Raw genomic sequence first — 22344 nt, 5'->3', positions numbered from 1 at the left:
TACAGGTGGGCGTCGGGTAACCGGACCAGGGCCCGGACAGAGCCAACTCCCTCGGAATTGCTTAAGGCCACCGGAATGCAACCTGCCACGAGGAGCGTAGAAACCCGCCTATCCTTGAAGTAGGCGCGACGGGGCTGCCTGACAAGGGGTATTTTTGGATCACCCCTGCAGGTGGCTTGATTTTTGTTCACACTTTGTTCAACTATGGGCGGTATGAATTCCGTATTCGATCCACGCTTGGGCCGCGGGGCCGATGTTCAGCCGGGGCACCTTCTGGCGCGCGGGGTGTGCCGTCACCTTGCGAGCCACGGGTTCGCGGTGATCGAGGAATTCGTGCCGGATCGCGGGTTGCGGGTTGACGTGATGGCGCTGGGCCCGAAAGGCGAGATCTGGATTGTCGAATGCAAATCCTCGCGGGTGGATTTCCAGTCGGACCAGAAATGGGAAGGGTATCTGGACTGGTGTGACCGATACTTCTGGGCGGTCGATCTGGAGTTTCCGTCAGAACTGCTGCCGATTGAGACCGGGCTGATCATCGCGGACGGCTATGATGCGGAAATCGTACGCATGGCACCGGAAGACAAGCTGGCATCGGCGCGGCGCAGCACGTTGGTCCGCAAGTTTGCGATGCACGCAGCGCGGCGGCTGCACGCGCTGCGCGATCCGGAGGCGATGCTCAGCGCTTGGGCTTGACCTTGCGTGCGGCGGTTGCGGCGAGGCGGATTTCCTCGGCGATTTCGTCGGCTTCCTCGGGAGTGAAATCCATCGGGATCTCGAGGCCATCGGCAAGAACAAACAGCCGTATCATGCCAAGATCGGTCGGGCCGATTTGCAGGTTGGCTTCGATGTCGCGTTCGGTGTTGATGCCCATGACAGGTCTCCGGCGGGGTTGGGGTCTGGACACGGGCCATAGCGCCGGGGGGGTTGTTTTGCAAGCTGCTGCCGGGGCAGAGTGCGGGCATGACCGATGATGTGATCCTGCGCGCCTACACCCCCGGCGATTTCGACTGGCTGGTCGATCTGCATGGCCGCCACTATGCCGAGGCCGAAGGGTTCGACGCGACCTTCGCGCCGCTGGTGGCGACGATCCTGCGGGATTTCGAGGCGCAGCATGACCCCTATTTCGAGCGCGGATGGGTGGCGGAGCGTGACGGCGCGCGGCTGGGCAGTATCTTTTGCGTGCGGGCGGACGCGCGCACGGCCAAGCTGCGGCTGTTCATCCTTTCGCCCGAAGCGCGGGGGATCGGGCTGGGCAAGCGGATGCTGGCGATCTGCACGGGATTCGCACGCGACCGGGGCTACACGCGGATGCAGCTTTGGACCCATGAAAGCCACGAGGCGGCCTGCGCGCTTTATCGCACTGCGGGCTGGCGCTGCGCGTCATCAGAGCCTGTGCACAGTTTCGGGGTCGATCTGGTGGAGCAGGCGTGGGAAGTCACGCTCTAGGAACAGATGGGTCTTGCAATGGCCGGATCGTGCCGTTATTTCGCCCCTCAGTGCCGGCATAGCTCAGTAGGTTAGAGCGCTTGATTGTGGATCAAGAGGTCCCCCGTTCGAGCCGGGGTGTCGGTACCATTCTCATTCGATTTCGATATCGATGGTCTGGAGCAGGCGACCCGTGTCGCGGGCGAAGATCAGGATTTGGTTGTCCCCGGTCACGACCGCGTACCAGTTTCGGGCCTGCGTGAAGGCTGTCGCGGTGGTGCCGTCGGGCAGGAAGATCATGTCGGGTAAAGGTGTCGCGGATTGATTGAAGCGGATGACAATCAGCGCAGTGATCGCTATGACCCCGGCGATCATAGTTGCGGTCAGCACCGTCACCAGCCGTCGCAGAAAGCGCAGATTGGCCGGTTCGGGGGCCTGATCTTCGGGGGCGTTGTCCATGTCTGACTCCATTTTGCGCGTGACCATCGGGGCCGCACCACCGCCGCGCCTTGATAAGGCCTTGGCGCGCGACGTGCCAGAGGAAGCCGCGCTGTCGCGGACCCGGCTGGCCAAGCTGATCGACGAAGGCGCTGTGCGCTGCGCGGGTGAGGTCATGACCAACCCCAAGGCCAGCGTGTCCGAAGGCGACGTGATCGAGATCGCGGTGCCCGAAGTGACGCAAAGCCATATCGGTGCGGAAGACCTGCCGCTGGACGTACGGTTCGAGGATGACGATCTGATTGTCGTGATGAAGCCGGCCGGCATGGTGGTGCATCCGGCACCGGGCACGCCGGGCGGCACGCTGGTCAATGCGTTGTTGCATCATTTCGGCGGGCGCTTGTCGGGAGTCGGCGGTGTCGGGCGTCCGGGCATCGTCCACCGGATCGACAAGGACACCAGCGGTTTGCTGGTGATTGCCAAATCCGACCGGGCGCATCACGGGCTGGCGGACCAGTTCGCGGCGCATACGGTTGAACGGCTGTATCAGGCGGTGGTGCACGGCCATCCCGACCAAGGCGATCCGCGGCTTCAAGGCGTGCGGGGCGTGTCCATCGAACCGGGTGCGGTGATCAAGATCACCAGTGACCTCGCGCGGCACAAGACCGACCGTCAGCGTCAGGCGGTGTTCTTTGGGCATGGCAAACATGCGATCACGCGGGCGCGGGTGCTGGAAGTCTACGGCGCGCCGGTGCAGTTGTCGCTGGTGGAGTGCCGGTTGGAGACCGGGCGCACGCACCAGATCCGGGTGCATCTGGCCCATGCCGGTCATTGTTTGGTCGGTGATCCGGTCTATGGCGGGCGGCGCAAGGTGGCCAAAGGGGCTTTGCCCGATGCCGCCATGGAACTGCTGACTCGGTTTGACCGGCAGGCACTTCATGCGGCCGTGTTGGGGTTTGACCATCCCGTGAGCGGTGAAACCATCCGGTTCGAGGCCGCGTTACCCCAAGACATGGATGATCTGATCACATCTTTGCGTGGCTGAAACAATCGTCCCATGTGCGTGAGCGCACTGACATGGCGGTTATAAAGGTTTCGGTGTGCGTTAAATTACGATCAAGAGAGCAAACAACACTTGAAACCGACGGGTTTCTTCCCAAGTTGGATGTTAAGCCCGTAAACATTGGAGGGACAAGGGTATGGCCAATTATGCGAATCTCCCGGCCCCGTCACCGGAAGCTGGACTGAGTCGCTATCTTCAGGAGATCCGGAAATTCCCGCTTCTGGAGCCCGAAGAGGAATACATGCTCGCCAAACGCTGGGTCGAGCAGGAAGACACCGAAGCCGCGCACCGGATGGTGACAAGCCACCTGCGCCTCGCGGCAAAGATCGCGATGGGCTATCGCGGTTACGGCTTGCCGCAGGCCGAGGTGATTTCCGAGGCGAATGTCGGCTTGATGCAGGCGGTCAAGCGGTTCGATCCCGAAAAGGGGTTCCGTCTGGCGACCTACGCCATGTGGTGGATTCGCGCCTCGATCCAGGAATACATCCTGCGGTCGTGGTCGCTGGTGAAGCTGGGCACGACCAGCGCGCAGAAAAAACTGTTCTTCAACCTGCGCAAGGCCAAGTCGCGCATCGGCGCGCTTGAGGAAGGGGATCTGCGCCCCGAGCATGTCGAAAAGATCGCCACGGATCTCGGTGTGACCCATGACGAGGTGATTTCGATGAACCGGCGTCTGTCGGGCGGCGATGCGTCGCTGAACGCGACCGTCGGTTCCGACGGCGAAGGCACCATGCAATGGCAGGACTGGCTTGAAGATGAAAGCGCGGACCAGGCTGGTGACTACGAAGAGCGGGATGAGCTTGAGGCTCGCCGGGGAATGCTTGTGCAGGCGATGGATGTGCTCAATGATCGCGAGAAGGACATCCTGACCCAGCGCCGTCTGGCCGACAAGCCGGTGACGCTTGAAGACCTCTCTGGCCAGTATGACGTGAGCCGCGAACGCATTCGCCAGATCGAAGTGCGCGCGTTCGAGAAGCTGCAAAAGCGGATGCGGGATCTGGCCAAGGATCAGGGTTTGCTGAGCCCGGTCTGAGCCCCGCACGTCCTTACAGTTTGGAAACGCCGGGCCTGTGCCCGGCGTTTTTTCGTGTTAGGCGGGTGCAAACAGACAGGAGGGTTCAGCCATGACAGAATTGCGATGGGGTATCTTGGGAGCGGCCAAGTTTGCGCGGGAGCATATGGCCCCGGCGATTCACGCGGCGCGCCAGTCGCGGCTGGCGATGCTGGCCACGTCCGATCCGGCCAAGGCGGCGGCGTTCACGGCGATGGACAGCGGTTTGCGCGTGGTCGATAGCTATGATGCGGTGCTGTCGGACCCGGAGATTGACGCGGTTTATATCCCGCTGCCCAATTCGATGCATGTCCAGTGGACGCGCCGCGCGCTGGAAGCGGGCAAGCATGTGCTTTGCGAAAAGCCGATCGCGATGCGTGCGGACGAGATCGACGCGCTGATCGACCTGCGGGATCGCACCGGGCTGGTGGCGGCAGAGGCCTACATGATCGTGCATCATCCGCAATGGGCGCAGGTGCGCACATGGGTGCAGGATGGTGCGATTGGGGCGCTGCGGCGGGTCAATGCGACCTTCACCTATGACAATTCGGCCGATCCCGGCAATATCCGCAATGCACTGGGCACCGGTGGGGGCAGCTTGCCGGATATCGGGGTCTACACGCTGGGCTGCGCGCGATTCGTCACCGGGCAGGAGGCCGAGCGTGTGCTGTTTGCGGATATCCGCCGCGAAGAGGGTGTCGAGGTGCGGGCCGAGGCCATGGTGCAGTTCGACGGGTTCACGCTCACATCCTTCACGTCGATGCGGATGCTGCGCTACCAATCGGTGACGTTCCAGGGAACCACGGGCGTGATCGAGGTGCCGGTGCCGTTCAACCCGATGGGCTACGGCGATGCCGAGGTGCGGTTGATGCGCAAGGCGGGACCGGTTGAGGTGTTCCGTTACCCGGGGGTCAACCAGTATGTGCAGCAGGTCGAGGCGTTCGGCGCCGCGGTGCGGGGCGAGGCGGACTATCCGTGTCCTCTGGAGTTCAGCCGGGGCACACAGACGCTCATGGACATGATCTGGGCCGCTGAAGGCTGACGCGACGCGCGCCGTTCGGGGATTGAAAAAGGGCTGATCCGTGGATCAGCCCTTTTTTGATTTACGCGGCGTTGGTGTTGGCCGGTTTGGACTTTTTCGACTTCGCGCCATCCGCGTTGCTGTCGATGAAGTCGAGCACCAGCGGCCGGATGTTGTTGCGCCAGCTCTTGCCCGCGAAGATGCCGTAATGGCCGGCACCGGGTTCGACATGGCTGGCCTTCATGCTGTCCGGCAGGCCGGTGCAGAGAGCCAGCGCGGCAAGGCACTGACCGGGGGCGGAAATGTCGTCATTCTCGCCCTCGACTGTCTTGATTGCCACCTTGGTGATCGCGCCGAAATCGACCTTGTGGCCATGCACGACAAACGTGTTCTTCGCGATCTCGCGCTTCTTGAAGATTCGGTCGACTGTCGACAGGTAGAATTCCGCAGGCATGTCCATCACCGCAAGGTATTCGTCGTAGAAGCGGTTATGCGCGTCGTGGTCCGACGCCTGTCCGCGCATGACGCTCTGGATCTGGTTGCCGAAGGCGTCGGCATGGCGTTCGCCGTTCATCGAGATGAAGGACGCAAGCTGCAGCAAGCCGGGATAGACCATGCGGCCAACGCCCTTGTACTTGAAGCCGACACGCTGGATCATGGTTTCCTCGAGCTGGCCCATTGTCACCCGTGCGCCGAAATCGGTCACGTCGGTGGGCGTCGCATCGGGGTCCACAGGCCCACCGATCAGGGTCAGCGTGCGCGGCTGTGCGTCGGGATCAAGCTCTGCCAGGTAGGCCGTGGCGGCAAGTGTCAGCGGCACTGGCTGGCAGACGGCGACGACGTTGGTGTCGGGTCCAAGCTCGCGCATGAACTCCATCAGGTACAGGGTGTAATCCTCGACATCGAACTTGCCGGCACTGACGGGAATGTCGCGGGCGTTGTGCCAGTCTGTCACGTACACTTCGCAGTTCACGATCAGAGACTTTACCGTCGAGCGGAGGAGCGTCGCGTAGTGACCGGACATGGGTGCAACCAGCAGGATCTTGCGGGCTTGTTCCGGGCGTCCGACGACGTCGAAATGGATCAGATTGCCGAACGGACGTTCGACTATAGTCTTAACCTCGACGAGGTGATCCTTGCCGTCTTCGTGGGTGAATGTTCGAATCCCCCAGTCCGGTTTGACCACCATCCGTTCGAAGGTGCGTTCGGTCACTTCCCCCCAGGCAGCCAACCACTGCATCGCAGGGTTTGGCATCATGGCCCAGGCAGGGTATGATGCCATGGTGCGGGCAGTAGAGCCAAACCATTGATTTGTATTACGGAAAGTTTCCATGAGATCGTATGTCATCATGTGGCGCATAGAGGCGTCTCCTTTGTCTCGACCCGCAACCGGGCCAATTCGTCGCTTTGCCTCCCAACGCAGGCGACTGTATTCTGCATGGCAGCATATCTAGGGGGGAATATTGGCCATGACAACCAACGACGTTGCCGCACCGGAATTAAGCGCGGAGCTTGAGGCCAATTTGCAAAAGATCGACACGCTGACGCAGCGGCTGATGTCGGCGCTGTCGCACAAGCGGCAGATCAACCCCTCGTTGCAGGGGCCTGACTCGATGCTCTATGGCAAGGCGCTCACCGCCTACTGGCAGGAATGGCTTCAGAACCCGGCCAAGATCCTCGAGCACCAGGTGGAATACTGGGGCAAGTCCATGACCCATTATCTCGAGGCGCAGCAGGCGCTGGCCAAGGGCAAGCTGCAGCCGCCCGAGGATCCCGGCCCCAAGGACCGGCGGTTCAAGAACCCGCTTTGGGACGAGCATCCGTATTTCAATTTCATCAAGCAGCAGTACCTCATCAATTCCGAGGCGATCAGCAATGCTGTGAACGATGTCGAGGATATGGATGAGACAGAAAAGAAACGGCTGCGCTATTTCGCCCAGCAGATCGTCGACATGTTCGCGCCGACCAACTTCTTCGCCACCAATCCCGATGCCCTGCAAAAGGCGCTCGAGACCGAAGGGGAGAGCCTTGTCAAAGGGCTCGAGAACCTCGTGGCGGATCTCGAGGCGAACAACGGCGAACTTGTGGTGCGGTTGGCCGACGAGGGTGCGTTCGAGATCGGCACGAATATCGCAACCGCCAAGGGCGAGGTGGTCTATCGCAACCACATGATGGAGGTGATCCAGTATGCGCCCACCACCGAAAAGGTGCGCGAGACGCCGATCATCCTGTTCCCGCCCTGGATCAACAAGTTCTACATTCTCGACCTGAAGCCCGAAAACTCGTTCATCCGCTGGGTGGTCGATCAGGGCTACACGCTGTTTGTGGCAAGCTGGATCAACCCGGATGAAAGCTACCGCGACGTCGGTCTCGAAGCCTATATCGAAGAGGGATATCTGCGCGCGGTCGAAGAGGTCAAATCCATCTGCGAGGTCGAGAAGGTCAATGCGATCGGGTACTGCATCGCGGGCACCACACTGAGCCTGACACTGTCGCTGCTCAAGCAACGGGGCGAGAATTCGATCAAGTCGGCCACGTTCTTTACCACGCTGACCGATTTTTCCGACCAGGGTGAATTCACGCCGTTTCTGCAGAACGATTTCATCGACGGCATCGAGGCCGAGATCGAGGAGTCGGGCATTCTCAAATCCTTCATCATGGCCCGCACCTTCAGCTACCTGCGGTCCAACGACCTGATCTACGGCCCCGCGATCAAGAGCTACATGATGGGCGAAACGCCCCCAGCCTTTGATCTGTTATACTGGAACGGCGATGGCGCGAACCTGCCTGGACGCATGGCGATGCAATACCTGCGCGGGCTGTGCCAATCCAACAAGTTCGCGAGGGGCGAGTTCGAATTGATGGGGCACACGCTGTCGCTGCGCGATGTGGATGTACCGCTGTGTTCCATCGCCTGCGAGACCGACCATATCGCGGCGTGGAAGGATTGTTATTGCGGGGTTCAGACCATGGGGTCGAAATCCAAGCAGTTCATCCTGTCCGAGTCGGGTCATATCGCGGGAATCGTCAATCCGCCGACCAAGAAGAAATACGGTCATTACACCAATGAAGACCTGTCGCTGTCGCCGGACGAGTGGAAAGACACGGCGAGCTATACCGAGGGGTCCTGGTGGCCGGTTTGGGAAAAATGGCTGGCCAAGCGGTCGGGCAAGTGGGTCGAGGCGCGCGACGTCGGTGACGAATCGCACCCGTCCCTCGCACCGGCACCGGGTACCTACGTCCGTGTGAAAGCGCGTGCGTGATGGTGCTTGACGCTTGGTCAAATATTTTTGCTGCACCGCAGAAAAAGACTTGAATTGCTGCAGTGCAGCATGTATATGTTCGTCATCTGCAAAGCACAGCGGGGTGGGCCCGCTAAGCAGGAAAGGATTTGAGAAATGGCTAAGACACCTGACATGACAGCGACCATGAAAGAAATGATGGGCGCATTCCCGGTTGACACGAAAGCAATGGAAGACGCCTTCAAGACCACGGCGACTCTGAACGAGAAGCTTTCGCACGTTGCAATCGAAGCGGCTGACAAGTCGGCCGAGATTTCCGCAAAGTGGACCAAGGACACGCTGGCCAAGATCGGCGAAATGTCCAAGGCAAAGACAGAGCCCGCGGATTACGCAAAAGCGATGACCGATTTCGCATCGGCCCAGGCCGAAGTTGCAGCCGAGAACATGGCAGCATTTGCCGAGATCGCCAAGAAGGTCCAGATGGACACTGTCGAACTGATGATGGCAGCAGGCAAGGACATGTCGGAAGACGCGACCGCCGCTGTCAAGAAAGCAACTGCTGACGCAACGGCTGCTGCCAAGAAGGCAACAACTGCCGCTGCCAAGTAAGCTTTTACCGAACTAGCGTTCTCTCCTCCCAAATTGGAACGCTATCCTCAGGCCGGGTCCCTCGTGGATCCGGCCTTTTTTTGTGCATGCCCGGCGTCGGCAAAGCTTTCATTTTGAGTTGCATGCGCTTAGGCTGTTGTGCAGCACAGAATTTCCGCGGAGGGGACACCTTGGCCGACGACCAGAAACCGCTACTGATCAAGCGCTACGCGAGCCGACGTCTCTACAACACCGAAACATCCGACTATGTCACGCTCGAAGATATCGCTGGCTTTATCCGGGGTGGGCGCGAGGTCAAGATCGTCGATCTGAAATCCGGCGATGACCTGACACGGCAATACCTGCTGCAGATCATCGCCGAACACGAAAGCCGGGGCGAAAGCGTGCTGCCGACCAACGTGCTCAACGATCTGGTGCGCAGCTATACCACGACCGCCACCAGTGCGGTGCCGCAATTCCTTGCCGCCAGTTTCGAGATGTTCCGCGACAGCCAGTCGAAATGGATGGAGAACATGAACAAGGCCAACCCGATGTCGGGCGTGCCGGGGTTCGATGCCATCCAGGCGCAGCAAGAAGCCTTTCTCAAGGCAATGACGGGCAAGATGGGCGGCACCTGGTCCGCGCCATCGAAGGACGAGGATGACACGTCGCCCAAACCCGCCGAGACCAAGCCAAGCAACGACGATCTCGACGCGATCAAGACGCAGCTTGCCGAGCTTCAGAAGAAACTGTCGAAGCTCGACAAGTGATCAGGCGAGCGCTTGCGCGGGTGAGCGCATGACGTGATCGACGGCGGACAGGATCACGTCCGCCACAGCATCGCAGTCTGCAATCGACAGGCGCGCGGGCAGGCGGCAATCGCAGGCCCGTGACAGCATCTGGCGGGTTTTCGGCAGTTCGGGTGCCGGGCCCAGGAATTCCCAGTTCCAGAACGCCCGCGCGTTGTCGCTGCTGCGCCCGAAAATCTGGATCGCCACGCCCATCGCTTTCGCGGCCTCGGCAAACGCATCGACATCGCCGTCGGTCATGTCCCGCAGAGTGAACTGCAGCGAATCCGGCGCACGCACTTCCTGCGGCAGGGACCGCGGCACAGTGATCCACGGAGACGTACGCAGGCGGTCGGCCACGTGATCGTGGTTGCGCCGCCCGTCATGCACCCGGCGGTCCAGCTCGGCCAGCTGCGGACGGATCACCACGGCCGACAGGTTCGACATGCGCAGGTTATAAAGCGGCAGCTTGTTCTGCCACTTGGCAAAGGCCTCGTGCAGGACCGGGTGTTTCTTCCAGTTGTGCTCGTATGCGCCCGACATGATCACCGCACGGGCCACGAGATCGGCGTCGTCGGTCAACAGGATGCCACCCTCGCCACCGTTGAGCATCTTGTAGCTCTGGAAGCTGAAACAGCCGATCCGACCCAGCGTGCCGATCAACTGCCCGTTCCAGCGCGTGCCCAGCGAATGCGCGGCGTCTTCGATCACCGGGATATCGCGCTCTGCGGCCAGTCGCAGGATCGCATCCATGTCCGAGGTATGTCCGCGCATATGGCTGATCATCACCGCGTCGACGCTGTCCAGCTTGGCCGCGAAATCGGCCATGTCGATGCGGTAGCTGTCATCGACCTCGCACAGAACGGGGATACAATCGGCATGCACCACCGAGGATGGCACAGCGGCAAAGGTGAAGGCGGGGATCAGCACGCGCGCATCGCGGGGCAGGTTCAGCGCCTTGAGCGACAGGAACAGGGCCGCGGAACAGCTGCTGACGGCCAGCGCATATTTCGCGCCCATCATGGCGGCGAACTCTTCTTCGAGCAACGAGACCGGCGCCCCTTCGGAGGCGGTGTAGCGGAACAGGTCACCCGATTTCAACAGACGGTCGATCTCGTGCCGTGCCGCTTCGGGGATCGGTTCTGCGTCATGCATGTTCGGAAGGTGTGCCATAGCTGCGCCTCTCATTTATACTCTGCTCAGCCTACGCGTTTTCACGCCAGTGTGACAGTGGTATGACAGAGCGCGGGCGCAAACGCCGCGCCGTTGCGTCCTTCGGGCCTCAGATGCCCAGCCGGTCGCGCATCGCGTACCAGGACATCGCCAGCGACAGGATCGGCGTGCGCAACATGCCGCCGCCGGGGAAGGGCGTGTGCGGGATGGTGTTGAAGGCGGCAAAGCCCTCGGACGGTCCGCGCGTCGCTTCGGCCATCAGCTTGCCCGCCTGGATCGCATTGCCGACGCCGTGCCCGGAATAGCCGGAGGCGGACAGGATATTGGGCCGCACGCGCGCGAGGTAGGGCATGCGCTTGATCGTGATGGCCAGAGTGCCACCCCAGGCGTGGTCGATCCGCACATCGCGCAGATGCGGAAAGATCGTGGTCATCGGCTTGCGCACCAACGCGGCGATGTCGGACGGAAAGCGGTAGCCATAGGTCTCGCCTCCGCCGAAAATCAGGCGCTTGTCATGGCTGAGGCGGAAATAATTCACCACGAACCGCGAATCCGCGACCGCCACGTCGCGTGTCAGCACCTTTGCCGCGTCCTCGCCCAAAGGCTCGGTCGCCACGACATAATTGTTGATCGGCATGACCCGCGCGGTCACCTGCCGGTCCAGCCCGCTCAGGTACCCGTTGCCCGCAAGGATCACGTGATCGGCGATCACATGCCCGGCATCGGTCCGCACGGTGACCTTGGGCCCGTGCTGAACGGCGTGGACATGGCTGCGCTCGTGAATGCGCGCACCGGCCTTGGCGGCGGCCTCGGCCAGCCCCAGCGCCAGCCGCAGCGGGTGCAGGTGCGCCGCCCCCATGTCAAGCACGCCGCCCACATAATCCGGCGAGGGGCAGAGCGCGTGGAACGCAGCGCGGTCCAGCGGTTTGATCCGGTCATAGCCATAGCGCTTTTGCAGATGCTTGGCATAGGCATGCAGGTCTGTCACATCCTTGGGGTGCGACGCCGCCCAGGCGATGCCATCCTTGAGGTAGCAGTCGATCCCGTGTTTCGCAATCAGTCCGCGCACCAGCGCCTTGGCATCCTCGCCCAGATCCCACAGGTGCCGCGCGGCCTCGACCCCGACCATCTTTTCGAGCACAATCTGGTCCTGTCGCTGACCCGACCCCAACTGTCCGCCATTGCGCCCGGACGCGCCAAAACCCACGCGATGCGCGTCGAGCAGAACCACATCCGCGCCCATCTCGGCCAGATGGAGCGCTGCCGACAGGCCGGTATAGCCCCCCCCGACAATGCAGACATCGGCGCGGGTTTCGCCCTGCAAGGGCGCAAAAGGCTCCAGCGGCGTCGCGGTCGCGGCGTACCAGCTCTGGGGATATGCCCCGCGCGTGTCATTGCTGAACAGAAGATTCAAAACGCGGTCCTGTTATTCTCTGGTTCAAAAATACCTCAGGGGGGAGTGGGGGGACAGCGTCCCCCCACCCGGTCGCACCGGCGCAGCCGGTGCGATGCTCCCGGATCAGACGTTGAGCAGCAGGTGCTCGCGCTCCCACGGGCTGATCACCTGCAGGAATTCCTCGTATTCCGAGCGCTTGACAATGGAATAGACCCGACAGAATTCCTCGCCGAGGATCTCGTGCAACTCCGTCGCCTCTTCGAACACCTGCAGCGCCTGTCCAAGAACCTGCGGGATGTCCGCCTCGCCCTCATAGGCGTCCTTCTTGAGCGGCTTGGAGGGCCATTTCTCGTTGATCAGCCCCAGATAGCCGCAGGCGAGCGAGGCCGCGATCCCCAGATAGGGGTTGCAGTCCATGCCGGCCAGACGGTTTTCCACCCGGCGGCTTTCCGGGCTGGACAGTGGGATGCGAATGCCGGTGGTGCGGTTGTCGCGACCCCAGGCCAGGTTGATTGGCGCTGCGTGATCCTTGACGTAGCGGCGGTAGCTGTTGACGTAGGGGGCCAGTACGGCAATGGCCGCGGGCGTGTAGGTCTGCAATCCGCCGATGAAATGGAAGAACGCGTCCGTCTCGCCTCCCTGCGGCCCGGAAAAGATGTTCTTGCCTGTTTCGATATCCATGATCGAGTGGTGAATATGCATGGCGCTGCCGGGTTCGTTCTCGATCGGCTTGGCCATGAAGGTGGCGAAACAATTGTGGCGCAGCGCGGCTTCGCGGATCAGGCGTTTGAAATAGAACACCTCGTCGGCGAGCTTCACCGGGTTGCCGTGACGCAGGTTGATCTCGAGCTGGCCTGCGCCGCCTTCCTGGGTGATGCCGTCGATCTCGAACCCCTGGGCTTCGGCGAAATCGTAGATGTCGTCGATGACCGGTCCGAATTCGTCCACTGCCGTCATGCTGTAGGCCTGGCGCGCGGCTGCCGGACGACCCGAGCGGCCGATCATCGGCTTGATCGGTTGCGCCGGATCGAGATTGCGCGCGGTCAGGAAGAACTCCATCTCGGGAGCCACCACCGGCTCCCAGCCCTGATCGCGGTACAATTGCACCACCCGCTTGAGCACGTTGCGCGGCGCGTAGGGCACGGGTTTGCCCTTGCGGTCATAAGCGTCGTGGATCACCTGCAACGTCCAGTCGCCGGTCCACGGTGCCGCGGTCGCCGTGCTCATGTCCGGCTTCAGGACCATGTCGCGTTCGATGAAGCCGCCATCTTCTTCGTTGGCGGCTTCGCCCCAATCGCCGGTGATGGTCTGAAAGAAGATCGAATCGGGCAGGTGGAAATATTCCTGACGCGCGAATTTCGATGCGGGCACCGCCTTGCCGCGGGCAATGCCGGGCAGGTCGGCGATGATGCACTCCACCTCGTCAAGGCGGCGGCCTTCGAGGAAGGCGCGCGCCGGTTCGGGCAGGCTGTCTGTCCAGTCGGTCATGCAAGCGTTCCTTCAAGGAAGAATTTGGCGAATTGGTCGGCCATGCGGCCATTGTCGAGAGGGCGGCCCATGCGGGATCGTGCGTCGTCCATCAGCGCATCGGGCACCACGCCCTTGCCGCGTGTGTCGATCAGGCCGGTGATGAAATCATCGCCGTATTCGGGATGCGGCTGCACCGTGAAGGCCTTGCCAGGATAGAGCAGCGCGGCATTGGCGCAGTGATCGCTGGTAGCCACGACTTCTGCGCCTTCGGGCACTTGGACCACCTGATCCTGATGCCAGGCGTTGATGGTCATGGGGGCTCCGCCGAAATCATAGGTTTGCTGGCCAATGGCCCAACCGCCTTTGAACTTTTCGACTTTGCCGCCCATCGCCTGCGCGATGATCTGATGGCCGAAACACACCCCGATCAGCGGGCGGTCTGCTGCGACGATGTCGCGGATGAGTTGTTCCAGCGGGGGAATCCACGGGTGGTCTTCGTAGGCGCCGTGTTTCGATCCGGTGATGAGCCAGCCATCGGCATCGTCCGGCCCGTCCGGAAAGACGTTTTCGACCACCGACCATGTCTGGAAGGTGAAGCCCTTGTTGGACAGCAGCCGTTCGAAGAATCCGGGGTATTCACCGAACGAGCCCTTGAGTTCGTCCGGGGCCAGACCCGTTTGCAGTATTCCGATTTTCATGAAGCACCAAGGTGTTTGTGATCTCAAGCTATGCGCTTGACCGGCGGCGGACAAGGTGTACGTCAAACCGTATCGAGGTAAATTTCGACGCGTTCGGCGGGGGTGAGCTCTTTCATGTAATGGTGTTCCTGCTTCTTGGTGAGCACCAGATTGCGGATCAGTTCCTCGTGGAAGATGCGCGGGATGATCGTGCTCGACTCGAAAGCCGCGATCGCAGAGGCCCATTCGCCCGGCACCTGCGGCAGGTCGAGCGCGTAGGCATTGCCCTTGACAGGTTCGGGTGGGGCCTTGCCGTCTTCGATGCCGGTCAGGGCCGCACCAAGGATCGCGGCCAGCGTCAGGTAGGGGTTCACGTCACCGCCCGCGACCCGGTGTTCGATGCGGCGCGCCGACGCGCTGCCCGAAGGCACGCGGATCGCGGCAGTGCGGTTCTCATAGGCCCATGCGATGCCGGTGGGCGCATGCGCGCCGGGCACCAGCCGGTCAAAGCTGTTCCAGTGCGGCGCAAAGAGCAGCGTGCTGTCATACATGCCGTTCAGGCATCCCGCGATGGCGTGGTGCAGCATGTCGGTGCCTCGTGGCCCGCCATCGTCGAAGACGTTGTTGCCCTGTTCGTCCAGCACGGAAAAATGCGTGTGCATGCCCGACCCGGAATAATCGGGATAGGGTTTGGCCATGAAGGACGCGGCAAAGCCGTGGCGGCGGGCCAACCCCTTGACCAGCATCTTGAAGAGCCACGCGTCGTCGGCCGCGCGCAGGGCGTCGTTGCAATGCATCAGGTTCATCTCGAACTGCCCCAGACCGGCCTCGGAGATCACCGTGTCGGCGGGAATGTCCATCGCCTCACAGGCGTCGTAGAGATCGGTGAAGAAGCGGTCGAACTGGTCGATGAGGCGGATCGACAGGATCTCGCCCGCCTTGCGGCGCTTGCCGGACCGGGGTGAGGCGGGCACCTGCAGGTTGCGGGTGCTGTCGTCGATCAGGAAGAATTCCAGCTCCATCGCCACCACGGGCGTCAGGCCGCGCGCCTTGTAGCGCTGCACCACGGAATTGAGCGCATGGCGCGGATCGCCTTCGTAGGGTTGGCCGGTTTCGCGGAACATCCACAGCGGCAGCAAAGCGCTGGGGGCCTCCAGCCAGGGCATCGGCACGAAGCCGCGTTCGGTGGCGAAAAGAACGCCATCGGCGTCGCCCGCCTCGAAGACCAGCGGGCTGTCGTCGATGTCCTCGCCCCAGATGTCGAGGTTGAGGACCGACAGGGGAAAGCGGGTGCCCCCTTCGATGGTCTTGTCGGCAAAACGTGCAGGAACCCGCTTGCCGCGCGCCTGCCCATTGAGGTCGGAAGCCGCAACGCGGATCGTGCGGACCTGCGGGTTCTTGCGGAGCCAGTTGCGAATGTGGGAGTCCATTTTAGAGCCGTTTTGATAATTTGATCAAATTAATGGATAGGCGCTGTGCCCCTGAATTGGCAAGCGGAATTCACCGGATGACGTTGAGTTTCAGCTTGATCCGGGCACGGGTTTCTTCCGGCAGGTGCCGGTTCAGGTGGCGATTGATCAAACCGAAGAGGCTGATGATGACCAGCGTCAACAGGATGAAATAGAAGGCAAGGATCGGGTAGGGGATGAACGGGTTGAAGGTCTTGTCGGCAAAGAAATTCGCATAATAGAGCGCGTCACCCTTTTGCTGCCACGCCGGGAAGCCCGAGAAATAGACTAGGGTGGTGGCGTGAAAGAGAAAGATCGCCTCGTTCGTGTAGGCAGGCCAGGCAAGCCGCAGCATGGTGGGCCATGTCACCCGCCTGAACCGGGTCCAGCCGGTCATGCCATAGGCATCGGCTGCCTCGATATCGCCGCGCGGGACCGATTGCAGAGCACCGTAGAAGATCTCTCCGGAATAGGCGGCGGTGTTGAGGAACAGCACGATCAGTGCGCCCAGCCAGGCCGAGGTGAAGGGATCGAAGATCGGCGAGACAGGTTTGAGGCTGAGGAACAGGAAGTAGGCAAAGAAGAACTGGATGAAGAGTGGCGAGCCACGGAAGAGAAAGATGAACCACGCGCTGGCCTTGCGGATCACCACATTGTTCGAGGCCTTGCCCAAGGCCACGGCGGTGGCGAGGAAGAACCCGGCCGACAAGGCCAGTACGCCGAAATAGACGTTCCAGATCATCCCCGACCCGATCAGGGTGAATTGCTGGCAGAGCGTGAAACCCTCGCGCGGCAGGGCGCGTTCGCCGATGCCGATGGAGCGCAAGCTGTAATCCGCAATGGTCTCCCAGCAGCTCATGCCCGCTGCCTCCGAAGGCGGCGGCGCGCCTGAGGCAGCGTCCGCAAAGCGGACGCGTTCCGGCACCATCGGGATATGGCGCATACCAGGATCATGCCGCTTTCCTTTGGGCTTCGCCGGCAAGCGTCGCCTGACCATGCGTGAGCTTGCGCATCACCCGGTCGAGGACGATTTCCGACACGCGTGTGAACGCGAGGTAGAAGATCAGCAGCCCGAGGAAGTACCACATGCGCCAGTCGCCATGCGGGTAATCGGTGAAGCGCGGTGTCTTCGCGCCGCCCAGTTCGCGCGCCCAGTAGACGATATCCTCGACCCCCAGCAGGAACAGCAGCGGCGTTGCCTTGATGAGCACGAGCCACAGGTTCGACAGGCCGGGCAGGGCAAAGACCCACATCTGCGGCACGAGGATGCGCCAGTAGACCTGCCTGCGCGACATGCCGTAGGCTTCGGCGGTTTCGAGCTGGTTGTGCGGCACGGCGCGCATGGCGCCGTAAAGCACGTTGGCTGCGAATGCGCCGAAGACGATGGCGAAGGTCAGAACCGCCAGCAGGAAGCCGTAGCTTTCATGCACCCATTGCGGCGCGTTGTTCATCGGCAGCTTGGCGATATCGCAGACGACAAAATCATTGCCCTGCCAGATCTCCTGGTCCCAGTCGGGGCATTTGATCTCGTGGCGGACCCACTCAAAAAAGATGTCGAGTGCCAGCACGAAGAAGAGGAAAAACGCGATATCCGGCACGCCGCGCACGATGGCGATGTAGCCCTTGCCGAACCAGCGCAGGGGCGCGATTTTCGACCGCGCGGCAGAGGCTCCGCCAAAGCCGAAGGCAAGCGCCGCGGGCGCGGTGATGGCGAGCAGAAGCAGAACCGTGCCGAAGGACCAGTAAAGGCCCATATGTTTGCCGGTCGTGAGGTAACACGCCATCCAGCGGGCCGTGCCGAGCGTGTCAGGATCTGTGCAAAAGCTGAAAATGGCGCGCCTCTGGTGGGCTGGAAATTGAGTTTACCTTGCAAGATGAAGGGGGCGGCGTGTGCGCCCCCTTCGAACGGTTTCAGAAGGTTGCCGAACCCGGCAGCCATTTCACGATCAGCGCATTGAGCGTGCCGTCTTCCTTCATCGACTCGATCGCCGCGGTGAACTTGTCGCGCAGCTCTGTGTCGCTTTCGCGGATGCCCATGCCGATGCCGCCGCCGATCAGCACGTCTTCGCCAACAATGGCGACATCGGCGTTTTCTTCAGCGATGGGCAGGAGGTAGGCCTTGTCGGCCAGAACCGCGTCGGCCTCGCCGCTGCGCACGGCGGCGACGGTTTCATCGGGCGTGGCGAATTCGACCAGCGTGGCGCCCGAAGAGGCGATCTGTGCCGCCTGGATGGTGCCCGCCTGTGCCGCGATCACACCGCCGTCGAAATCCACGTCGGCCCCGTCGAGCGCGAGGTAGGCCGAGGGATCGGGCTGACTGTAGTTCGCTGTGAAATCAATGACTTCGTCGCGTTCATCGGTGATCGACATGCCCGCGATGATGACGTCGTAGTTCCCCGCCACGAGGTTCGGGATGATGCTGTCCCATTCGTTCGTGACCCATTCGCAGGTCAGCCCGGCGCGGGTGCACAGCTCGTCGCCCAGTTCGCGCTCGAAGCCATCGACCTCGCCCGCATCGTTGATGAAATTGTACGGAGGGTAGGCGCCTTCGGTGCCCAGTCGGACAACGGAGTGGCTGCCTGCAAACGCCATCGAGGCGGTCAGGGCCAGTGCGGCGCTGCCGAGGATGATTTTTTTCATGATTTTGGTCTCCCGGTTTTTGGGGTGGTTAATCGGCCATTGTCGAGGACAGGAATCCCCGCAGCCGTTCTGATTTGGGTGCGCCGAACAGGTCATCCGGCGCGCCTTCTTCTTCGATCAGGCCCTGGTGCAGGAACACCACGTGGTTGCTCACGTCACGGGCCATTTTCATGTCATGGGTGACAATCAGCATCGTGCGGCCTTCGGCAGCCAGATCCTTGATGACCTTGACGACCTCCTGTTCCAGTTCAGGGTCCAGCGCCGAGGTCGGTTCGTCGAACAGAAGCGCCTCGGGCTCCATGCAGAGCGCACGGGCGATCGCGGCGCGCTGTTGCTGGCCACCGGACAGCATCGCGGGATAGGCGTCGCACTTGTCGCCGATCCCCACCTTGTCGAGATACCCGCGCGCCGCCTGTTCCGCCTCGGCCTTGTCGCGGCCCAGCACGGTCACGGGGGCTTCCATCACGTTCTGCAGGATCGTCATGTGGGCCCACAGGTTGAACTGCTGGAACACCATCGACAGGTTCGTGCGGATGCGCAGGACCTGTTTGGGATCGGCGGGGTGACGGCCAAGGCCCGAGCCTTTCCACGTCACCGCTTCGCCCTTGAACAGGATATCGCCCTGCTGGCTGTCCTCGAGCAGGTTGGCGCAGCGCAGCAGGGTTGATTTGCCCGACCCGGACGATCCGATCAGCGACACCACGTCGCCGCGACGTGCGGTGATGTCGACACCCTTGATGACCTCAAGGTTTCCGTACTGCTTGTGCAGGTTTCGAATGTCTAGGACCGGCGTGTCTGTCACGGTGCTCTCTGAGCGGTTGGGTCAGGGATGGAGGGCAGGATGGGGCCAAAATCGCGGGCGATGCAATGAGAAACTGGACTTGAGCCGTCCGAACCCGCGCGATAACGCCGCGTCACTCATTCAGGTGGCGCGGGAATGGGCTGGGCGAGATAGGCGTCCAGCGGCAGAACGTGGAAGGTCATCCGCCCGCCCATGCGCATGGGATCTTCGGGGGCAAAGGCGTTGGTGGCGTTCTGCAGGATGCGGCGCAGCGGTGCGGGATCGGTGGCTTTTGCCGCGATCAGCGGCAGGCCGGGGGTGGGGCGCGTGATCCCGGCAGGGGCGACGTGCGCTGCGTTGGGATCGAACTCTTGCAGGATGCGCCATGTCACCGCGTCGAGGCAGGCGATGTCGGCACGGCCTTCGGCCACTGCGGCCAGCGACGCGTCATGGGCACCCGTGGGCAGGTAGGCGGTCAGCGATGCGCGGTCGGGAATGTCCTGCGCCGCGGCCCAGCCCGACTGGCTGTCGGCGCTGTTGTAGGCCAGCACGCGCGGTGGTCCCGAGAGGTCGCGCCGGGTGATGATCCGGGAATGATAATGTCCGGCCGGGCCGCCAAGGCCGAAATCCAGCGTGCCGATATACTGCACCTTGTCGTGCAGCCTACTGCGAAAGGGCAGGCCGCAGGTCAGGGACAGCGCCAGGTCGGGCGACTGCCAATGCGCATACCACTCCTCGGGCAGCGCGTCAGGTGGTGTCAGATCCGGCAGGGTCACGCCCTCGGCCTGCGCGCAGTCCTGCACCACTGCCCAGAAGGCGCGCCAGAGATCCGCGTTTTCCGGCCGCCAGTACATCGGCAGGCTGGCTGTGCTCATTCCTTGGTGACGCGTTGCCGGGCCAGTGCGCTGTCGCGGTCGTTGATGCCCAGCAGCTTGGACACCAGCCGCAAGAGCGCGTCTTCCTCGGCCTCACGCACGCCATCGGCCAGCACCACTTCCCAAAGCGCCTCGATGACACCGATCCGGTCCTCGTAAGGCACGGAATCCTTGATCGCGCCGGTAAAGCGGACTGTGTCGGGGGCCTCGGATTCCAGTGTCTCGGCCTCAGAGCGCAGTTTCGTGGCCTCGAAGGGCGACAGGCCATACCGTGTGGTGGCGATCCGGTCGATGCGGGCTTTCTCGCTCTCGTCGTAATCACCATCGGTGCGCGCGACGCGCACCAGAAGCGCTGTCAGCGCAAGCCGCGCGTCTGTGTCGGGCAAGGGGGCGGGGTCGGGTGCGGTCAGCCGCTTGAGGAAATCTGCAAACATGCGCGGATATATATGTCGAAGTGCGGCCTTCGCCAATGGGTCATCCCCGATAGCGCGGTCATGGAGATCAACGCAGGCGGCGGAACGCGGCGGAGAGCGGCTTCAGCCCCGCCTCCAGCCCGAAAGGCGGGTTCACGATGTAGAGGCCCGACCCCACCATCCGGTGCCCCTCGCGTGCGGGCGGAAAGCTGACCTCGTGGGTCAATGCCTGCGGGTGATCGGCCTGCAACGCCCGCAGCATGGGGCGGTGCGCCCCAGAGGTGAGGATCGGGTACCAGATCATCACCACGCCGACATTCCACTTGCGGGTGATCGCGGCCAGCCATTTGGGGATCTGGGTATAGTCGGCCTTGATCTCGTAGCTGGGGTCCACCAGCATCAGCCCGCGGCGCGGCGTCGGCGGGCAGAGGCTTTGCGCCAGCGCCAGCCCGTCCTGCTGGTGGATATGGGTGTTGGGCGCGCGCAGGGCATCGCACAGGGCGGCGTGTTCCTGCGGATGCAGTTCGGCGAGGTGCAGGCTGTCTTCACGTCGCAACAACGCCTGCGCGATAGCGGGTGAGCCGGGATAGAGACCACCCGGCTGGGCGTTCAGCGCCGTGATATAGGGGTGATCCTTGGGAAACCCGTCGCGCAGCCGCGCGATCCCCTGCGCCGCCTCGCCGGTCTTGACCGCTTCGGGCGCGCGCAAGTCATAGCGGCCACGCCCGGCATGGGTCTCGATATAGCTCAGCGGTTTGGGCTTTTGCACCATGCGGTCGAGGGCCAGCGCGAGGACGGCATGCTTGTGGACATCGGCGGCATTGCCCGCGTGATAGAGGTGTTGATAGGACAGCATGCGCCCGTGATAGGGCAGATGGCGGGGAACGGGTAGGGGGATTTGTGTTTGGGGTGGTGGAGCTAAGCGCCTGGCGCGAATAGCACCGAAGGTGCCGCGCCATCGCCAGACCGCCCCCCGGGCTGGCGATTTGGCAGGTCTGGGCGCTGCGTTCGTTCTGCGCGCGGGAGTGGCAGGAATAAAGCGCCGTCGTTCGACGGGAGGATCGCCATCCCGCGGTCTGGCGATGGCTGGGTATTTGGCGGGTGTTATACGAGCGAGTATAAGCGTGAAGTTTGCTATGTCTGTTTTTTGGGGGCATCACTCTTCTTTTTTGAACGTTTTGGAACTTTTCCATGCAGAGACTTGAACGCATGCCGGGTTAGTAGATTTCTTTCCAAAAATGGTTCAAAAATATCAAGCATCAAATGAAGATCGTCATTGGACGGTTTCCATCCTCGATGTGCTGCCGCGTTTCCAGCATCAATCAAGGAGGATAAAATATCCTTTTCAGTTTCACCGATGAAACCTTCATCTTGAAGCTTCGACAGTTTTTCATTAAAGCGCAGGTTCGGATCAATCCCCATTAGCTCAGTGGCTCTGTCAAAGGCCGTGCGTATACCAATTGCAGCCAGTAAATTTAAGTTATTGTCCAAGCTTACATAAAGTTCATCTAGGATAGAATCTAAAATCCGGTCTTGTATTTGCATCTTCGATAAAGCAGCGGGTTTTGGGCGTTTCTTGATCGAAGGAAAGTATGTCACTTCGATAGCAGGATCATATTCTTCTTGGTGAGTAATGGGGTTGTAGGAGAAGTGGCCAGCCTCAGAGAAAAACGAATCCTTTCGGAAATAAAGTTCTTGGCAACCACAGCACTCTAATAAGTAACCAGTCTCGCTACCGTGAATGGGCAAATGATCGTCGTGCCATTCAATTTCACGTTTGCCATGAACAAAGGCGCGGCGCATGTCGCCGCACTTTGGGCAATATGCAGAAATAATGTCTTCGCTTGAAGGCATT

24 protein-coding genes and 1 tRNA gene are annotated in these 22344 nt (G+C 61.7%); 9 read left to right on the top strand and 16 right to left on the bottom strand.

What is annotated here, in order from left to right:
- Positions 1–213 precede the first annotated feature (213 nt).
- A complete protein-coding gene (locus IEV82_RS10740; RefSeq protein ID WP_188482023.1) occupies positions 214–693 on the top strand; it encodes an MmcB family DNA repair protein in 480 nt (159 codons plus the stop codon).
- Here IEV82_RS10740 and IEV82_RS10735 read toward each other — a convergent pair.
- The gene (locus tag IEV82_RS10735) at positions 677–871 is read right to left on the bottom strand and encodes a DUF6324 family protein (protein ID WP_188482022.1); all 195 of its coding nucleotides are present in this window, start codon (positions 869–871) and stop codon (positions 677–679) included. The genes IEV82_RS10740 and IEV82_RS10735 overlap by 17 nt on opposite strands.
- A gap of 89 nt (positions 872–960) precedes the next feature.
- On the opposite strand from IEV82_RS10735, the gene IEV82_RS10730 reads away from it, so the two are divergent.
- Positions 961–1446, top strand: a complete 486-nt coding sequence (locus IEV82_RS10730) for a GNAT family N-acetyltransferase (protein ID WP_188482021.1) — start codon at positions 961–963, stop codon at positions 1444–1446.
- Between the two features lie 52 nt (positions 1447–1498).
- Positions 1499–1575, top strand: a tRNA-His gene (locus tag IEV82_RS10725).
- A 3-nt stretch (positions 1576–1578) separates the two neighbouring features.
- Here the strand turns inward: IEV82_RS10725 and IEV82_RS10720 are convergent.
- Positions 1579–1884 (bottom strand): DUF6476 family protein, encoded by a 306-nt coding sequence (locus IEV82_RS10720; RefSeq protein WP_188482020.1) that lies wholly within the window; start codon positions 1882–1884, stop codon positions 1579–1581.
- Here IEV82_RS10720 and IEV82_RS10715 point away from each other — a divergent pair.
- The 3 genes from IEV82_RS10715 (at position 1883) to IEV82_RS10705 (ending at position 5019) form a co-directional block, all read left to right on the top strand.
- Entirely contained in the window at positions 1883–2908 is a 1026-nt protein-coding gene (locus tag IEV82_RS10715) for an RluA family pseudouridine synthase (RefSeq protein WP_188482019.1), read from the top strand. The genes IEV82_RS10720 and IEV82_RS10715 overlap by 2 nt on opposite strands.
- Positions 2909–3062: 154 nt before the next feature.
- Positions 3063–3959 carry an RNA polymerase sigma factor RpoH gene (gene rpoH, locus IEV82_RS10710; protein ID WP_188482018.1) on the top strand — a complete coding sequence of 299 codons (897 nt, stop codon included), beginning with the start codon at positions 3063–3065 and terminating at the stop codon, positions 3957–3959.
- A 91-nt stretch (positions 3960–4050) separates the two neighbouring features.
- Complete coding sequence (locus IEV82_RS10705) at positions 4051–5019, top strand: Gfo/Idh/MocA family protein (RefSeq protein ID WP_188482017.1); 969 nt, start codon at positions 4051–4053, stop codon at positions 5017–5019.
- Positions 5020–5080: 61 nt separating this feature from the next.
- Here IEV82_RS10705 and phaZ read toward each other — a convergent pair whose 3' ends face one another.
- On the bottom strand, positions 5081–6358 hold the full coding sequence (gene phaZ, locus IEV82_RS10700; RefSeq protein WP_188482016.1) for a polyhydroxyalkanoate depolymerase: 1278 nt from the start codon (positions 6356–6358) through the stop codon (positions 5081–5083).
- Positions 6359–6467: 109 nt separating this feature from the next.
- Between phaZ and IEV82_RS10695 the strand changes: the two genes are divergently transcribed.
- The 3 genes from IEV82_RS10695 (at position 6468) to phaR (ending at position 9598) form a co-directional block, all read left to right on the top strand.
- The gene (locus IEV82_RS10695; protein WP_188482015.1) at positions 6468–8261 is read left to right on the top strand and encodes a PHA/PHB synthase family protein; all 1794 of its coding nucleotides are present in this window, start codon (positions 6468–6470) and stop codon (positions 8259–8261) included.
- A gap of 135 nt (positions 8262–8396) precedes the next feature.
- On the top strand, positions 8397–8849 hold the full coding sequence (locus IEV82_RS10690) for a phasin family protein (protein WP_188482014.1): 453 nt from the start codon (positions 8397–8399) through the stop codon (positions 8847–8849).
- Between the two features lie 170 nt (positions 8850–9019).
- Entirely contained in the window at positions 9020–9598 is a 579-nt protein-coding gene (phaR, locus tag IEV82_RS10685) for a polyhydroxyalkanoate synthesis repressor PhaR (protein WP_188482013.1), read from the top strand.
- On the opposite strand, the gene IEV82_RS10680 is transcribed toward phaR, so the two are convergent.
- The 13 genes from IEV82_RS10680 to IEV82_RS10620 all read right to left on the bottom strand — a co-directional run bounded on the left by IEV82_RS10680 (position 9599) and on the right by IEV82_RS10620 (position 22343).
- Positions 9599–10789 carry a DegT/DnrJ/EryC1/StrS family aminotransferase gene (locus IEV82_RS10680; RefSeq protein ID WP_188482012.1) on the bottom strand — a complete coding sequence of 397 codons (1191 nt, stop codon included), beginning with the start codon at positions 10787–10789 and terminating at the stop codon, positions 9599–9601.
- A gap of 109 nt (positions 10790–10898) precedes the next feature.
- A complete protein-coding gene (locus tag IEV82_RS10675; RefSeq protein WP_188482011.1) occupies positions 10899–12203 on the bottom strand; it encodes an NAD(P)/FAD-dependent oxidoreductase in 1305 nt (434 codons plus the stop codon).
- 105 nt (positions 12204–12308) lie between these two features.
- A complete protein-coding gene (locus IEV82_RS10670; RefSeq protein ID WP_188482010.1) occupies positions 12309–13673 on the bottom strand; it encodes a glutamine synthetase family protein in 1365 nt (454 codons plus the stop codon).
- Positions 13670–14353, bottom strand: a complete 684-nt coding sequence (locus tag IEV82_RS10665) for a type 1 glutamine amidotransferase (RefSeq protein ID WP_188482009.1) — start codon at positions 14351–14353, stop codon at positions 13670–13672. The genes IEV82_RS10670 and IEV82_RS10665 overlap by 4 nt, the downstream gene beginning before the upstream one ends.
- A 62-nt stretch (positions 14354–14415) precedes the next feature.
- A complete protein-coding gene (locus IEV82_RS10660; RefSeq protein ID WP_188482150.1) occupies positions 14416–15750 on the bottom strand; it encodes a glutamine synthetase family protein in 1335 nt (444 codons plus the stop codon).
- A gap of 82 nt (positions 15751–15832) precedes the next feature.
- The gene (locus tag IEV82_RS10655; protein WP_188482149.1) at positions 15833–16639 is read right to left on the bottom strand and encodes an ABC transporter permease; all 807 of its coding nucleotides are present in this window, start codon (positions 16637–16639) and stop codon (positions 15833–15835) included.
- 91 nt (positions 16640–16730) lie between these two features.
- Positions 16731–17612 carry an ABC transporter permease gene (locus IEV82_RS10650; protein ID WP_188482148.1) on the bottom strand — a complete coding sequence of 294 codons (882 nt, stop codon included), beginning with the start codon at positions 17610–17612 and terminating at the stop codon, positions 16731–16733.
- A 79-nt stretch (positions 17613–17691) separates the two neighbouring features.
- A complete protein-coding gene (locus IEV82_RS10645) occupies positions 17692–18420 on the bottom strand; it encodes a transporter substrate-binding domain-containing protein (RefSeq protein WP_188482008.1) in 729 nt (242 codons plus the stop codon).
- A gap of 28 nt (positions 18421–18448) precedes the next feature.
- Positions 18449–19222 (bottom strand): ABC transporter ATP-binding protein, encoded by a 774-nt coding sequence (locus IEV82_RS10640; RefSeq protein WP_188482007.1) that lies wholly within the window; start codon positions 19220–19222, stop codon positions 18449–18451.
- Between the two features lie 116 nt (positions 19223–19338).
- Positions 19339–20076, bottom strand: a complete 738-nt coding sequence (locus IEV82_RS10635; RefSeq protein WP_188482006.1) for a phosphate/phosphite/phosphonate ABC transporter substrate-binding protein — start codon at positions 20074–20076, stop codon at positions 19339–19341.
- Complete coding sequence (locus tag IEV82_RS10630) at positions 20073–20510, bottom strand: tellurite resistance TerB family protein (protein ID WP_188482005.1); 438 nt, start codon at positions 20508–20510, stop codon at positions 20073–20075. The genes IEV82_RS10635 and IEV82_RS10630 overlap by 4 nt, the downstream gene beginning before the upstream one ends.
- Positions 20511–20577: 67 nt before the next feature.
- Positions 20578–21345, bottom strand: a complete 768-nt coding sequence (locus tag IEV82_RS10625; RefSeq protein WP_188482004.1) for a 23S rRNA (adenine(2030)-N(6))-methyltransferase RlmJ — start codon at positions 21343–21345, stop codon at positions 20578–20580.
- A 278-nt stretch (positions 21346–21623) separates the two neighbouring features.
- On the bottom strand, positions 21624–22343 hold the full coding sequence (locus IEV82_RS10620) for a DUF4145 domain-containing protein (protein WP_188482003.1): 720 nt from the start codon (positions 22341–22343) through the stop codon (positions 21624–21626).
- Between the last annotated feature and the right edge of the window lies 1 nt (position 22344).

Source organism: Marivita lacus (assembly GCF_014637725.1).
In the GTDB taxonomy this organism is placed as follows: domain Bacteria; phylum Pseudomonadota; class Alphaproteobacteria; order Rhodobacterales; family Rhodobacteraceae; genus Marivita; species Marivita lacus.
Note: the sequence above shows the minus strand (reverse complement) of the source record. Positions and strands in the feature narration are given on the sequence as shown.

Coding starts and splice junctions, on each gene's coding strand:
- IEV82_RS10740 (WP_188482023.1), top strand. CDS start 214: ATGAATTCCGTATTCGATCCACGCTTGGGCCGCGGGGCCGATGTTCAG.
- IEV82_RS10735 (WP_188482022.1), bottom strand. CDS start 871: ATGGGCATCAACACCGAACGCGACATCGAAGCCAACCTGCAAATCGGC.
- IEV82_RS10730 (WP_188482021.1), top strand. CDS start 961: ATGACCGATGATGTGATCCTGCGCGCCTACACCCCCGGCGATTTCGAC.
- IEV82_RS10715 (WP_188482019.1), top strand. CDS start 1,883: ATGTCTGACTCCATTTTGCGCGTGACCATCGGGGCCGCACCACCGCCG.
- IEV82_RS10720 (WP_188482020.1), bottom strand. CDS start 1,884: ATGGACAACGCCCCCGAAGATCAGGCCCCCGAACCGGCCAATCTGCGC.
- rpoH (WP_188482018.1), top strand. CDS start 3,063: ATGGCCAATTATGCGAATCTCCCGGCCCCGTCACCGGAAGCTGGACTG.
- IEV82_RS10705 (WP_188482017.1), top strand. CDS start 4,051: ATGACAGAATTGCGATGGGGTATCTTGGGAGCGGCCAAGTTTGCGCGG.
- phaZ (WP_188482016.1), bottom strand. CDS start 6,358: ATGCGCCACATGATGACATACGATCTCATGGAAACTTTCCGTAATACA.
- IEV82_RS10695 (WP_188482015.1), top strand. CDS start 6,468: ATGACAACCAACGACGTTGCCGCACCGGAATTAAGCGCGGAGCTTGAG.
- IEV82_RS10690 (WP_188482014.1), top strand. CDS start 8,397: ATGGCTAAGACACCTGACATGACAGCGACCATGAAAGAAATGATGGGC.
- IEV82_RS10680 (WP_188482012.1), bottom strand. CDS start 10,789: ATGGCACACCTTCCGAACATGCATGACGCAGAACCGATCCCCGAAGCG.
- IEV82_RS10670 (WP_188482010.1), bottom strand. CDS start 13,673: ATGACCGACTGGACAGACAGCCTGCCCGAACCGGCGCGCGCCTTCCTC.
- IEV82_RS10665 (WP_188482009.1), bottom strand. CDS start 14,353: ATGAAAATCGGAATACTGCAAACGGGTCTGGCCCCGGACGAACTCAAG.
- IEV82_RS10655 (WP_188482149.1), bottom strand. CDS start 16,639: ATGAGCTGCTGGGAGACCATTGCGGATTACAGCTTGCGCTCCATCGGC.
- IEV82_RS10645 (WP_188482008.1), bottom strand. CDS start 18,420: ATGAAAAAAATCATCCTCGGCAGCGCCGCACTGGCCCTGACCGCCTCG.
- IEV82_RS10635 (WP_188482006.1), bottom strand. CDS start 20,076: ATGAGCACAGCCAGCCTGCCGATGTACTGGCGGCCGGAAAACGCGGAT.
- IEV82_RS10630 (WP_188482005.1), bottom strand. CDS start 20,510: ATGTTTGCAGATTTCCTCAAGCGGCTGACCGCACCCGACCCCGCCCCC.
- IEV82_RS10625 (WP_188482004.1), bottom strand. CDS start 21,345: ATGCTGTCCTATCAACACCTCTATCACGCGGGCAATGCCGCCGATGTC.
- IEV82_RS10620 (WP_188482003.1), bottom strand. CDS start 22,343: ATGCCTTCAAGCGAAGACATTATTTCTGCATATTGCCCAAAGTGCGGC.